Here is a 13155-nt window from a genome sequence, read left to right as displayed (position 1 = left end):
ATGGACAATAATGGTAATCTCGGCGTCAACAATGTGCCGCTCGCCAACTTGCTGCCCACCTGTGATGGCGATGTCAGCTACCTTGATGGCGCAAGATCGTTCGACCATAACCGATTCGGCCTTTCCACCGACATCGCACCGCGCTATCAAATCCAGGTGTTCGGCGCCAATCACAATTTCTACAATACGGAGTGGAGCGACGACGACATGAACGTCCTGAAGCTGCGCTACTCGGGGAAGGGGAAACCTGTGCTCGTTCCCTCTGGGCACAATGATGGGAAATCCTATTGTGCCAATAATCGGCCGAACTCCATGCGCCTCAATCAGGTAGATCAGCGCCGCGGAGGCAGTTTCCTTATCAATTCCTTCATGCGCTTTCATGTTGGTGGCGAACAGAAGTTTGCCGCCTACTGGAACGGCACTGCCCAGCTTCCCAACGCTGCCTGCCCATCAACAGACGGTCCATGCGACGAACGTGTCGCGTTGACTGTTCAAAAAGGCGCCCCCAGCCGCAAGCTCATCGCACGTTTCGCGCGCGATGAGAGTGCAACCGGGAATGAGCTTGGCGGCGCGATCACCTTGAAAGGCTTTGATGCATCCGCGCGCTGTGAGATGCCGATTGGCGGCTCTGACAGCGGCCAATGCTTGCCTGGCCTGCTGCCTGGGTTCGAATATTCCACGGGAGAGAACAACGACAACATGCTTTCGATTGCCGACCATATGGAACTAGCCTGGTCAGCCAAAGAACCTTCCATTGTCACCGACCTCATGGGCCTTTCCGCCAGGGGCATGGATTCACTCACCTTCCGCATTGCCGTTGTGCGGCCCATGGGCCAGGAGGTCGAGGTGACGCTGACAGACAGCGCCGGCAAGACCGCAATGCTAAAGGCAAGCGATTTCAGCAATGCAACCTACAATGCCCCAAAGAAAAAGACCGAAGCGAAACCGGCGGTTATGCATCTGAACGGGGCCGAAGACAAAAAGGCTACGAACATTCCGATGGTCGATGATCCGAATGATGCACCGTTCGCAGAAAAGGGTCAGGTGAAGATCCTGATGAACATGGTGGCGATCCCGCTTGCCGCCTTCGAGGGCATCGACACAAACAACCTCAAAACGCTGAAACTCGTCTTCCCCAAGGAGAGCGGCAAGGTGGCGATCACCGACATCGAGTTACAGAATCTCGGCCGGGACAAACCCGTACAGAAGCTCGCCCAGCAATAGCGAACCGCAACCTCCACCCTCCCCTCGATGGGGAGGGTCGGACCGCGGGTTGGCGGGTGCGATAGAGGCTTCAGGGTTTGATTGAAACACTCCTCCCTCTCCGTCATCCTCGGGCTTGACCCGAGGACCCATTGGGACGCTCGAATCACAGCGTTGCGTTCGTGTTTCTTCAAGAAAGTGTGGGTCCTCGGGTCATCCTCGGGTTTAACCCGAGGACTTAGGATGACGGAGGTGGCGGAAGAAGGGTATGTCCACCTGACAGGCCCTAAACAGCCACCCCAAGTTCTTTCAGCCGCCTGACCGCTGTTGGCGGCATGGGCGGCGGATTGTCTGACTTCGCTGCTTCGATCAGAAGCTCGTCGCAGGCCGCTTCGGTGACCTCTTCGAGCTTCTTCAAAAACGCGTCATTGTCGAGCCCCGGCTGGATTGGCGGCAGAATGCGGCAGTGGATAACGCCTGGATAGCGCATGAACTTGCGGCGCGGCCAATAGAGGCCGGCATTATGCGCGATCGGAACGACGGGAACACCGAGTTCGCCATAGATGTGCGCGACGCCGTATTTGTAATGCGGCGGCGCACCCGGCGCGGTCCGTGTGCCTTCAGGATAAATCATCAGCTGCCGGCCTCCGGCGACAGCTTCGCGCGCGCCCCTCACCGCCACTTTCATGGCCGCGGAGCGCTTGCCGCGATCGATCGGCACCATTTTCATTTTCTGAATGTACCAGCCGAACAGCGGAATCCAGGTCAGTTCCCGCTTGAGGATATAGACCGGATCGGCGATGTGCGGCAGGAAGGCATAGGTGTCCCAGAAGGATTGGTGCTTCGGCGCACATATATACGGACCATCCGGGATATTCTCCAGCCCATCGATGTGGACGTCTGCGCCGACGATCACCTTTTGCAGCCACAGGTTCGATCTCGCCCAGTTTTTCGGAACGCTCCATGCCTGCTTGCGCGGGCTCAAGAAATAATAGGGCGTGAAGATGATCATCCGGATGATCAAATTCAGATAGAAGAGTGTGTTGAAGGCGATTGATCGAATGATCGTCATTTAGGTCAGGACTCGGGATAGGGTTGGCCTTGCGCCTTCGTATACCAATGTGGCCCTGCCGTGAACTCTCAAAAAGTCTTCACGCCAAGCTTGAACCCGAACAGGCTATCCGGGAGACGCGAGCGAACTTCGGCACCAAGATATTTCATATATTCGACCAGAAGCACCCGCACCACCAGGCCGCGGGAAATCCAGTCGCCGTCGCGCAGGTTGGTGTTGATAATCGGATAGGGGATGAATTCGATGTCCTGCGAGACGCGCCGGAGTTCCACCATCGTGCGGGGGATATGGTAGTTGTTGGTGACCACGATCACCCGCTTGTACTGGTTCATATGGGCCCACTTGACGCTCTCGGCGGCATTGCCGAYGGTGTCCAGTGCCGAACGGTCGATATCGACGCAGCATTCGAACAGGGTGGCGTCGCCGCCGGTCACACGCTGCAATTCATTGCGATTGGTCGTTGGATGCACGCCGCTGATGAACAGGCGCTCGCCGCGCTTGTTCTTAAGGAGATCGAGCGCCCCTTCGATCCGGGAATAACCGCCAGTCAACACGATGATCCCATCGGCAGGCCGGGTAAGGTCCGGTGCCTCCAAGGTGGTGACACGATCGGCAAAGAAAATGAACCCGCCAATGAACAGGACAAGACCGAGAACGCAGACGATGAACAGCGGAAGCACGATGCGCCTGCGGATGAAGGCGAGCAGCCGTCCGCCGCGCGTGGTAGCAATCTGATCTTGCTGGTTGCTGTCGTTTGCGCCCATGTTGGATTAAAAATGCCTTGTTCGAGGTTTGTTCTTGTTCTGTTTAATAAAAAGTGCTGGGGCTCAGCTGTTGTACAATCCGGATATTAAAATGAATGAAATGGCATCAGGTTTCGTGACTTTCGCCGCTGCGCCCGTCAACCCGTCTTAAATGCGCTATGACCGTCATTCTTGTTGTAATCATGGTCAGGATACTGACGGCCAATATGATGAGAACGACGCCCGTATAGCCGCCAGATCCAATGGAAAAATTGCCGAAAAGCGCCGTCGCCTGGTCGGCCTCGGGCGTCGCCAGATTATGCGACGACCACCAGCCGATACACAGGAAAATGACGATGGCAAGCGCGCCGCCGCAAGCGGCACCTTTCAGCGCCGTCCAGAAGAAATGCCGCTCGAACTGACGCGCAACGAAATTCTGGTCGGCACCGATAAAATGCAGAACCTCGATGATGTGTCCGTTGCCGGCCATTGCGCCACGTGTCGCGAAAATAACCGTTAGCACAGTCGCTGCCACGACGAGCGCAAGCACCGCCATGCCAATCAGGACCGTCGAACGCGCCATGGAAACGAGCCGGTCGACCCAGTTGCGATGATCGTCGAAACTGGCGCCCGGAACCTCCTTGACCAGCGCGGCGCGAATTGCCGCGAAATCCGGCGGTGAAGCTTCGTCGAGCGTGACGATCACCAGCCTTGGCACCGGCAGCTCATCGATATCGAGACCGGTTCCAAGCCATGGCTCCAGCAGACGCTCTGTCGCGGCACGGTCGATGATGCGCGTCGATTTCACCCCGGTAAAACCCTGCGCAATGGTGCTCGCCTGGTTGAGCAGCGCCTCCATGTCCTGGCCCTCGACCGGACGTATCTGGATCGTGGCCTCGGTCGAAATCTGGCTCTGCCACGTCGCCGCCGTGGACTGGACGAGACTGACGGCGCCAATCGTCAGGCAGGCGAGAAAAGTCATGATGGCGATGACGATCATCAGGGCGTGGCCAACAACATTGCCGGCGGGCACGATTGGCGCCTGCCCGCTCTTGGGCCGAAACCGCTCCATGGCACGGCCAAACAGGTCGAGCGCCAGATATTTGATACGGGCGGCGTCAATCATAGATGTCGAGCCTCCCCTGGTCGAGGATCATGCGCCGCGCGTTGATCTGGTCCATCAGCGTCAGGTCATGCGTCGCGATGACGACCGCCGTGCCCGAGCGGTTGAGCTCGCCGAAAAGCCGGAGCAGGCGTCTCGCCAGGGGCGGATCGACATTGCCGGTCGGCTCATCGGCGAGCAGAATTTCCGGTTGATCGATCAAGGCCCGCGCAATTGCCGCACGCTGCTTCTCGCCCCCGGAAAGGACGGGCGGCAGCACATGCATGCGCTCGCCGAGGCCAACCCAGTCGAGAAGCTCTTCAACTTCGGCGCGATAGGTCGCCTCCTCCTTGCCGCGCACACGCAGCGGCAGCGCCACATTCTGATAGGTGGTCATGTGGTCGAGCAGACGGAAATCCTGGAAAACCACGCCAATGCGGCGCCGCAGCAGCGGCATTTCCTTCGACGAGATCGTGGCGATATCCTTGCCAAAGACGTTGATCAGGCCACGCGTCGGTTTCAGCGTCATGAACAACAGCCGCAGCAGTGACGTCTTTCCGGCTCCCGACGGGCCGGTCAGGAACTGGAACGACCGCGGTGAAATATGGAGGCTGACATCACGCAGAACCTCCGGGCCCATTCCGTATCGCAAACCGACATTCTCAAAGCGAATCAAGCGTAACTTTCCAATCTCGTGTCCATGCGTGTTCTATTTTGTGTGGACGGATTTGGCCACCCATCAAACGCAGCCGGGCATCGGCCAAAACATTAATTTTTGTGGGATAGGCTGCCCCATGATTCGGAAAAAATTGTCTGCATGAGGGCAGACGATGCCAAAACCGTATTTTGCAAAGATCGATACAATGGAAACCAAAGATAATCTGAGTTTGAATGCTGTGCCTTCCATCGACAAGGGTGGTGCGGAGGATGTCGATTTCGAGACATTGGCGCGCGGTCCTGTCACCAAGGAGGCTGGGGCTGGGGCTGAGACATGGCAACGCCTGTTGCCCAGCGACGAAGCGATGACGATATTGCATGCGCGCGAAACCACAGAACTCAAGGGGCCGGGCTTCGGCTATTGGCTAGTGGTCGCGTTGGTTGCAGTTTCGGTCTTCTGGATAACCGGCGGCCATACATTAATGTCCGGAGCGTCACCCGCTGACGATCCGATGCTGACCACAGGTTCCGTTGCACATAAGAACGAACTCGCGCGCTAGATTTCCAGGCGGCGATCGGGCTATAGCAGTTGCATATCGTTAACCGGAAAAAAACTGCATGCCAAAAGTCGGCGGAAAAACTATCGAGGTCCTTTTCAGCGCCGAGACAATCGCGGAGCGGAACCTCGACCTTRCCAAAGCGATCGTCGCCCGCAATTTCGAAAACTTGCTGGTGATCTCGATCCTCAAGGGATCTTTCATCTTCGCCGCAGACCTCATCCGCGCCATGCATGATGCGGGAGCGGAACCGGACGTGGAGTTCATAACGGTATCTAGCTATGGCAAGGGCACGGAAAGCACCGAAGTGCGTTTGCTCCGCGATATCGACAGCGATGTGCATGGCCGCGACGTGCTTCTGATCGACGATATTCTTGAATCCGGGAAAACGCTGAAGTTCACCCGGGAGCTCATGCTGGAGCGCGGCGCACGCAGCGTTTCCATTGCGGTTTTGCTCGACAAGAGCGTCAAGCGCAAGACGGATATCGAAGCCGATTTCAAAGGTTTCGAATGCCCGGATTATTTCGTGGTGGGATACGGCATGGACGTCGGCCATTCCTTCCGGCAACTGCCCTATGTGGGTGTGGTGGTGGATTAGCTCGACGTCCCTACCCTYCCCCTTGTGGGGAGGGACGAACCGCAGGTTCGGGGAGGGGTCTTGCTTGCTGCTATAAAAAAAGCCCCTCCCTGCTGCTTCGCAGCTTCCCTCCCCACAAGGGGGAGGGTATGGCGCCAAACCTTATGCAACTGCGCTAAATTCAATCAAACTTCAGCAATCTCTCCAGATAGTCTTTTTCCATCTGAGGGCTCAGCGCATTGCCGAGGCGCTTGCGGATTTCGTCCAGGATTTCGCGCGCCCGCTGAATATCCAGATCTTTGGGGACGATATTCTTGGAGTCGTCGAAGAAATCTCCCCTGGAACGTTGCCGTCCCAGCGGATCGAGCCTGCCATTTTGCTGCTGCTGTCCATTGGGTCCGCCGGTCTGGCCTTCCTGACCCATGGCCTGCTGCATCTGTTTCATCATGTCCTGCCCGCCGCGACGCAAGGCATCGAGCGCGTTGCTCTGCCGGTCAACCGCCTGGCCGCCATCCGCATCGCCCAGTGCCTTTCCCGCCTGGCCCATGGATTTGTTGGCATCACCAAAACCTTCACCGGGATTGATGCCGAGCCCCTTCAAATCTTTCATCATTTGTTCGAGATCAGACTGCAGCTTGCCCTGGCCTTCCTGAAGGCCGCGCAGGGCCTTGGCGATATCCTCTTCGGACATCTGGCCTTGCTGACCCTCCTGGCCGTTTTGACCCTGCTGGCTTTGGCTCTGATCCTGCTGCATGCCATTCTGACGCTGTTGCTCAAGCCGGTTGGTCTGGTTCATCATCTCCTGCTGGCGCCGCATCAGTTCGCCCAGCTTGTCCATCTGCTGACGCATCTGACCTTGCTGGCCCTGCTGGTTTTGCTGCTGCTGGCCCATCTGCAGATTGTTCATCATGTTTTCGAGTTCGGAAAGCAGTTGCTGCGCCTGATCCTTCGCTCCCTGCTTGGCCAGATCCTCGATGCGGTCGAGCATACGGTCTATGTCCTCCTGCCGCAGTTCCATCGCGTTAGGATTTGGCATTTGAGCCATATTCGGATTCTTCTGGGCTTTCTGGGCAAATTCGCGCAGATACTCGTTCATGGCGCTGCGCAATTCTTTCATGCGCTTTTCGATTTCTTCCTGGCTTGCACCCTGTTCGATCGCTTGCTTCAAGGCTTCCTGCGCCTGACGCAGGCGCCGCTCGGCGTCCGAAAGCGCGCCATCTTCGATGCCACGCGCGACTTGCCACATATAGGCGACGACATCGCGCAACTGGTCATCGCTGCGCGCAAGATTGAGCCGCGAGCGCACGCTGCGCAAAGCGAGGTAATGAGATGCGTTCTTGATAGTCTCTTCCGGCCAGATGGTGATCGCATCCAGCATATCGAGCACTTGCGGCTTCGCATTGGCGTTGAGCGCCAGGATGCGGCGCTGTTCCACGACAGCCTTGGCCAGCGGGTTGGCGAAGGGGCGTTCGGGCATGACGAACGTCTTGGTCTCGCTTCTGGCTTCCTGTTTCGCGTCATCAGTCGCGACCAGGGTCATACGAATTTCGGAACCAGCCCATGGATGCTCGGTGAGATCCTTGGTGGTTGTGGTTTCCTTGGGTTGATCACCGCGCCGCGGCAGTGCCAGAGGCAGGTCAGGCGCTTTGTAGAGTGGCCGCGCATCCTTGTCGGCAGGCAATGCCTGCTCGATTTGCGCTACCGCACTCGATGCGCCGTAATCATCCTTGATTTCGTAGGAAACCTCCATCGTGCCATTTGCGGCACTGGAAGGATCCTTGGTGAAACGGATGGAAGGCGGCTGGTCCGGCGTTACTGAAAACGCCCATTCGGCAAGCGGGTTGCCATCATCGGACAGGCTGACCGTGCTGTTGGCACCGATCGGCAGTTCGAAATTACGCGGCCGGGCTTTGGCGGTTGCTGGATTGTCTTCCGGCTTGCCTTGGTCCTTCGCCGCAATATCGGTTGCCTCCCCGTCCATCGACGTTTGGGTGACCTTCTCCGATCCGCTGCCGCCGATAATGCGGACGATGAGCGTGCTGTCCTGCGGAATGGTGAACTGCTTTTCTTCGTCATTGGCTGCCGCTGTCAGGAAGAGCGGTGCGCGTCCCGTATAGCGTGGAGGCGTTACCCAGGCATCGATACGGGGCGGGATGGCTTCGCTCTTGCTATGACTGCGGAACGCATCGTTGATGCGGCCGCCGAGCGGGCCATCGGAAAAGGCAAACGCGACAACGAGAAGCAGGCCGACAACGCCGCGCAACGCCCAAGGATCGCGTTCCGGAATACGGGTTTGCGGCAGGCCGCTCTTCAAATGCTGGATGCGCTCGGCCATGCGCTTGCGATGTTCGTCCCACAGCGCCTGAGCAAACGGATCAATGCTCTTGTTGACGAGCTCTTCCGACTGGATGGTGATCGGCTGGTGATCGAGCGTGTTGACGCTTTCAAGCCGCTGGCTGATTTCCGAGTGATCGGGTAGACGGAATCTGAGCAGGAGATAGAGGCAGAGAGGCAGAGAGAGAACAAAGAGCCCGAGCAACGCCAGTCGCAACGCATCCGGAATTATCCGGAAAATACCGAACCAGGACAGGCACAGGAAAACGGCAATGGAAAGCAACAGTGGCAGTACAAGCGGCCACAGACGTTCAAAAACAACGGTCAACCATGCAGACAAACGGAGGCGATCGATACTTTTGAAAATATCGAACCTGAACCTTTCAGCGTCCCGTTTGTCGGGGTGTTGATCGGTCATACACACTCCATCTTGCCGGCATCGACGGTGCTGGCATCATAGAACAATACCATTCATCGTGGCAAAGGCGAGGCCTCGGGGTAAAAATGCGATCATAGTTTTGTGTAGAAGGACGAGATGCCCCTCCCCGTCGCTTCGCTCCGTCCCTCCCCACAAGGGGGAGGGTCAGGCGCTAGCGCATATACCCCGGAGATTTGCATGTACGTGCATCAAAGGTGCAACGGCCCTACCCTCCCCCTTGTGGGGAGGGAGGCTGCGTAGCAGCAGGGAGGGGTCTTTCTTAGGACTGCTAAAGCCACTCCGGCACCGAATCCAAACCGATCAGTTCGTCATAGGTAGTGCGGGGCCGCACCACATGGAATCGGTCGCCATTGACCAGAACCTCCGGCACGAGCAGACGCGTGTTATAGGTGCCGGCCTGTACTGCGCCGTAAGCACCCGCCGTTCCAATGGCGATGAGATCGCCGGGAGCCGGGCGCGGCAGATCGCGATCGAGGCCAAGATAATCGCCGGTTTCGCAAACCGGACCGACGACATCGCCGCGAATACGCGGATCGTTGGCCGCAGGCTCCTTGACCGGGCGGATGATATGAAAGGCGTCGTAAAGCGTCGGACGGATGAGATCGTTCATGGCCGCATCGACGATGATGAAATTCCGCGCATCGCCTTCCTTGAGGTAAATCACCTCGCTGACCAATATACCGGCATTGCCGACGATGAGACGGCCCGGTTCGAAAATGGTTTTCAGCCCTAGGGGCTTGATGTGCTTTTGCACGATTTGCGCATAGGCATCTGGCAGCGGTGGCGGGTTATTGTCGAAATGATAGGGAATGCCCAAGCCGCCGCCGAGATCGACATGCTTGATATCGTGGCCGTCCGCCTGCAACTGCGCAACCAGTTCGGCCAGCAGCCGGAACGCATTGTCGAACGGCTCGAGATCGGTGATCTGGCTGCCGATGTGCATGTCGATGCCGGTGACCTTGAGACCGGGCAGCTTGGCGGCATGCGCATAGATCGTGGTGGCCTTCGCAAGCGGAATGCCGAACTTGTTCTCGGATTTGCCCGTGGAAATCTTCTTGTGGGTCTTGGCGTCCACATCCGGGTTTATGCGTAGCGATACCGGCGCAATCTTGTCGGCAGCAACCGCGCGCCCGGAAAGTATTTCCAGCTCCGGCTCGGATTCGACATTAAAACAATGAATGCCTGCTGCCAGCGCATAATCCATTTCGCCGGGCTTCTTGCCGACGCCGGAAAAAACGATCTTGTTGGCCGGGATGCCTGCAGCGAGTGCGCGGCGCATCTCGCCCTCGGAGACCACGTCGGCGCCTGAACCAAGGCGAGCCAGCGTCTTCAGGACGGCCTGATTGGAATTGGCCTTGAGCGCGTAGGCAACGAGCGTATCCATATCGGCGAATGCCGCCGAGAAGACCTTGAAATGCCGTTCTATCGTCGCGGTGGAGTAGCAATAGAAAGGCGTTCCGACCGCCTTGGCGATGTCGGGAATGCTGACGCCCTCAGCATGAAGGACGCCGTCTTTATAGTCGAAATGGTTCACGTACGTGCCTAGATCAACGGGTCGAGGATGAAACGCTTGTCCTGAACCGGCGGTTTTTCGGTCTTCGGCTCGCCGGGCATCGTCGTAACGGAAGCCGGCGGCAGCTCAGGATCGCCTTTTCGGCCACAGGCCGAGACAGCGCTTAAAATTGCAATCGACATCAGTATTGTCGTCAAAAAAGAACGGCTCGTCATAAGTTTGATCCCGAATGGCGTTTACTCTGTCTAGCGTATGAAGGCGCTCTTTGCACCCCCATCGCCGGCCAATATTGTTTTAGAGCTTTGCGATACGCTTTTGCCAGAATTTGATCTGGCGGCGCACCTCACCCGGTGCCGTACCGCCATAGGATTTGCGGCTGCGCACCGATTTGTCGACCGTCAGATAGCCAAACACCGCATCGGTGATGCCGGGGTGTATCGCTTGCAGATCCTCTAGCGACAGCTTGCCGAGCTCGGCTTTCTTCTCTTCGGCAAGTGCCACTGCGCGTCCGGTCACATGATGCGCCTCGCGGAAGGGCAGCCCGAGCTCGCGTACCAACCAATCGGCAAGATCGGTCGCCGTCGAGTAACCTGAACCGGCCGCTTTTTTCATTGCGGCGGTGTTGATGGTCATGTCGCCAACCATGCCGGTCATCGCGGCAATGCATAATTCCAGCGTTTCGGCCGCATCGAAGACGGCTTCCTTGTCTTCCTGCATGTCCTTGGAATAGGTCAGCGGCAGGCCTTTCATCACCGTCAGGAGACCGACGAGAGAGCCGGTTATGCGCCCGGTCTTGGCGCGCACCAGTTCAGCAGCGTCGGGATTCTTCTTCTGCGGCATGATCGATGAGCCGGTGGAGAAACTGTCGGACAGGCGCACGAACCCGAACTGCGGTGTCGACCAGATGACGATCTCTTCGGCGAGGCGAGACAGGTGCGTCGCGGTGATCGCGGCGGTCGAAAGAAACTCCAGCGCATAATCGCGATCCGAAACACTGTCGAGCGAGTTGCGGGTCGGCTCGCGAAAGCCGAGCGCCTTGGCGGTCATGTGCCGGTCGATCGGAAAGCCGGTCCCGGCCAGCGCCGCGGCACCCAGCGGCGAATAGTCCATGCGGAGGGTGGCGTCCCGGACCCGGCTCAAATCGCGGCCGAACATCTCGACATAGGCCATGCAGTGGTGACCGAAGGTGACCGGCTGCGCCGTCTGCAGATGCGTAAAGCCTGGCATCAACGTCGCTGCATGCTCCTCGGCACGCTTCAGAAACGCTTCGATGAGCTTCTTCAGGGCAATCGCCGTCCTCTCGAATTCCGCCTTCACCCAGAGGCGGAAATCGACGGCGACCTGATCATTGCGCGAGCGCGCCGTATGCAACCGGCCTGCCGGTGCGCCGATCAGTTCAGCCAGTCTCGACTCGATATTCATGTGGATGTCTTCGAGCTTGCGCGAAAACGTGAATTTTCCCGTCTCTATCTCTGACAATATCGTGTTCAGGCCCTTTGCGATCTTGTCGTGATCGTCCGCCCCTATTATGCCGGTTTTCGCAAGCATGGCAGCATGGGCAAGCGAACCTTGAATGTCCTGGGCGTAGAGTTTCTGGTCGAAGCCGATGGAAGCATTGATTTCTTCCATGATCGCGGCGGGACCCGAGGCAAAACGGCCTCCCCACATTTCATTGCTGTTCTTGTTGTCGGACATGGGTAGCGCCTTGGGTGAGAAGCGAGAAGAGTAAAATGACGGACGGCAACGAAACGCAGAAAACGCCACGCGACAACAGCAGGAAGATCATCCTGTCTGCAGCACTCGCAGGCATTCTTGCCGGTGCGGTTGCGGTATACGTGATGGAGCGGCCTTCTGGCAATATTGTCGCCGGCACAAACGCGTCCGATCAATGCGCGTTGAAAACCGCGAATGCCAAGAAGATAGACGGGGCCGCCGTCGGGGCCATCGCGGCCATGCGCGGCGCGGACTCACCTCAATCGATGTCGTCTCTGACTTTCACCGCTCCCGATGGAAAGCCTGCCCGCCTCGCCGATTTCAAGGGCAAGACGCTTCTCGTCAATCTGTGGGCAACGTGGTGCGTGCCATGCCGCGAAGAAATGCCGGCCCTCGATGCGCTGGAGACGAAGAAGGGCAGCGACAATTTCCAGGTCGTGACCATCAACATCGATACGGGCGACGACGAGAAGCCGAGGGCGTTCCTGAGCGAGATCGGCGTCAAGTCGCTGCAGCTCTATCGCGATCCATCGATGGGGGTATTCAACGATCTGAAGCGCAAGAACCTCGCTTTCGGCCTGCCGGTGACCATGCTGGTCGACAAGGAGGGCTGCCAGATTGCGGCGATGAACGGTCCGGCCGATTGGTCCAGCGATGACGCCGCCCATTTTGTCGATACAGCGACCGGCCTGTAGGTTACAGGGCCTGTCTGGATTCACGTCAGGGCGAGGCGAAAACGGTGGTTTTCGAGCACCGGAGCGCAGCGTACATTCTGGTACGTGAGCACCGGAGCGCAGAAAAACGCGGTTTGCAGGCCGCCATGGCGTGAATCACCGATCGACTGCCGCGACGACCGCTTCCATCCAGTGATCGCGGATCTTCATCTTGTGCATGTGCTCGAGCGTGCTGTGCACATAGTCTTCATTGCGGCCCGATTGCCCCACAGAGCCGCGCACAGCCGTTGCAGCTTCGCTTACGGAAAGCCTGCCCGCATACTGAACATGGTTGCGGTCAACGATATAGGTCAGCGCCTCGACCTTGCGCCCGTCTTCGAGCTGTATGCCCAGCCGCCGTTCGAGATAGACATTCGTGACCAGCTCGCGCTCTCGTAGATAGGCGACCACCTCGTCCTCAAGATCGCCAGGCACGCGAAACGCCATCCCGAGGCAGGAGCCGCCGCGATCAAGGCCGAGCACCAGCCCTGGGCGCTCCGGCGTCCCCCGATGCACATAGGAGCGCACGCAC

General features: G+C 58.1%; 13 protein-coding genes. 4 read left to right on the top strand and 9 right to left on the bottom strand.

Going from position 1 to position 13155, the window contains the following annotated elements; genetic code table 11:
• The coding region (locus tag ACXJ5O_RS08150; protein WP_457299448.1) for a hypothetical protein at positions 1-1224 on the top strand (1224 nt) is incomplete at its 5' end.
• Positions 1225-1489: 265 nt separating this feature from the next.
• Here ACXJ5O_RS08150 and ACXJ5O_RS08145 read toward each other — a convergent pair.
• From ACXJ5O_RS08145 to ftsE, 4 genes are all read right to left on the bottom strand, one after another.
• Positions 1490-2275: a lysophospholipid acyltransferase family protein gene (locus ACXJ5O_RS08145; protein ID WP_457299447.1), complete on the bottom strand. Its 786-nt coding sequence runs from the start codon at positions 2273-2275 to the stop codon at positions 1490-1492.
• Positions 2276-2343: 68 nt separating this feature from the next.
• A complete protein-coding gene (locus ACXJ5O_RS08140; protein WP_457299446.1) occupies positions 2344-3039 on the bottom strand; it encodes a YdcF family protein in 696 nt (231 codons plus the stop codon).
• 106 nt (positions 3040-3145) lie between these two features.
• Positions 3146-4144, bottom strand: coding sequence for a cell division protein FtsX (locus ACXJ5O_RS08135; protein ID WP_457299445.1), 999 nt, complete (start codon positions 4142-4144; stop codon positions 3146-3148).
• Entirely contained in the window at positions 4137-4760 is a 624-nt protein-coding gene (ftsE, locus tag ACXJ5O_RS08130; RefSeq protein WP_245426436.1) for a cell division ATP-binding protein FtsE, read from the bottom strand. Before ftsE ends, ACXJ5O_RS08135 begins: the two co-directional genes overlap by 8 nt.
• Before the next feature lie 190 nt (positions 4761-4950).
• Here ftsE and ACXJ5O_RS08125 point away from each other — a divergent pair, with 190 nt between their 5' ends.
• Positions 4951-5337 (top strand): hypothetical protein, encoded by a 387-nt coding sequence (locus tag ACXJ5O_RS08125; protein ID WP_457299444.1) that lies wholly within the window; start codon positions 4951-4953, stop codon positions 5335-5337.
• Positions 5338-5395: 58 nt separating this feature from the next.
• The gene (hpt, locus tag ACXJ5O_RS08120; protein WP_457299443.1) at positions 5396-5932 is read left to right on the top strand and encodes a hypoxanthine phosphoribosyltransferase; all 537 of its coding nucleotides are present in this window, start codon (positions 5396-5398) and stop codon (positions 5930-5932) included.
• 160 nt (positions 5933-6092) lie between these two features.
• Here the strand turns inward: hpt and ACXJ5O_RS08115 are convergent, their stop codons facing one another.
• The 4 genes from ACXJ5O_RS08115 to argH form a co-directional block, all read right to left on the bottom strand.
• Positions 6093-8663, bottom strand: coding sequence for a TIGR02302 family protein (locus tag ACXJ5O_RS08115; RefSeq protein ID WP_457299442.1), 2571 nt, complete (start codon positions 8661-8663; stop codon positions 6093-6095).
• A gap of 289 nt (positions 8664-8952) precedes the next feature.
• Positions 8953-10218, bottom strand: coding sequence for a diaminopimelate decarboxylase (lysA, locus tag ACXJ5O_RS08110; RefSeq protein ID WP_457299441.1), 1266 nt, complete (start codon positions 10216-10218; stop codon positions 8953-8955).
• An 8-nt stretch (positions 10219-10226) separates the two neighbouring features.
• Positions 10227-10412: an LPS translocon maturation chaperone LptM gene (gene lptM, locus ACXJ5O_RS08105; RefSeq protein WP_112523509.1), complete on the bottom strand. Its 186-nt coding sequence runs from the start codon at positions 10410-10412 to the stop codon at positions 10227-10229.
• 79 nt (positions 10413-10491) lie between these two features.
• Positions 10492-11892, bottom strand: a complete 1401-nt coding sequence (gene argH / locus ACXJ5O_RS08100; RefSeq protein WP_457299440.1) for an argininosuccinate lyase — start codon at positions 11890-11892, stop codon at positions 10492-10494.
• A gap of 35 nt (positions 11893-11927) precedes the next feature.
• Between argH and tlpA the strand changes: the two genes are divergently transcribed.
• Positions 11928-12605 carry a thiol:disulfide interchange protein TlpA gene (gene tlpA / locus ACXJ5O_RS08095; protein ID WP_457299439.1) on the top strand — a complete coding sequence of 226 codons (678 nt, stop codon included), beginning with the start codon at positions 11928-11930 and terminating at the stop codon, positions 12603-12605.
• A gap of 135 nt (positions 12606-12740) precedes the next feature.
• On the opposite strand, the gene ACXJ5O_RS08090 is transcribed toward tlpA, so the two are convergent.
• On the bottom strand, positions 12741-13155 hold a 415-nt coding region (locus ACXJ5O_RS08090), incomplete at its 5' end, for a gamma-glutamylcyclotransferase (protein ID WP_457299438.1).

It is taken from the genome of Phyllobacterium sp. P5_D12 (assembly GCF_054049495.1).
The sequence above is the reverse complement of the archived record's forward strand: the minus strand, read 5'-3'. Positions and strand labels throughout refer to the sequence as shown.

Coding starts and splice junctions, on each gene's coding strand:
- lptM (WP_112523509.1), bottom strand. CDS start 10,412: ATGACGAGCCGTTCTTTTTTGACGACAATACTGATGTCGATTGCAATT.
- tlpA (WP_457299439.1), top strand. CDS start 11,928: ATGACGGACGGCAACGAAACGCAGAAAACGCCACGCGACAACAGCAGG.
- ACXJ5O_RS08125 (WP_457299444.1), top strand. CDS start 4,951: ATGCCAAAACCGTATTTTGCAAAGATCGATACAATGGAAACCAAAGAT.
- argH (WP_457299440.1), bottom strand. CDS start 11,892: ATGTCCGACAACAAGAACAGCAATGAAATGTGGGGAGGCCGTTTTGCC.
- ACXJ5O_RS08135 (WP_457299445.1), bottom strand. CDS start 4,144: ATGATTGACGCCGCCCGTATCAAATATCTGGCGCTCGACCTGTTTGGC.
- ftsE (WP_245426436.1), bottom strand. CDS start 4,760: ATGGGCCCGGAGGTTCTGCGTGATGTCAGCCTCCATATTTCACCGCGG.
- ACXJ5O_RS08115 (WP_457299442.1), bottom strand. CDS start 8,663: ATGACCGATCAACACCCCGACAAACGGGACGCTGAAAGGTTCAGGTTC.
- ACXJ5O_RS08145 (WP_457299447.1), bottom strand. CDS start 2,275: ATGACGATCATTCGATCAATCGCCTTCAACACACTCTTCTATCTGAAT.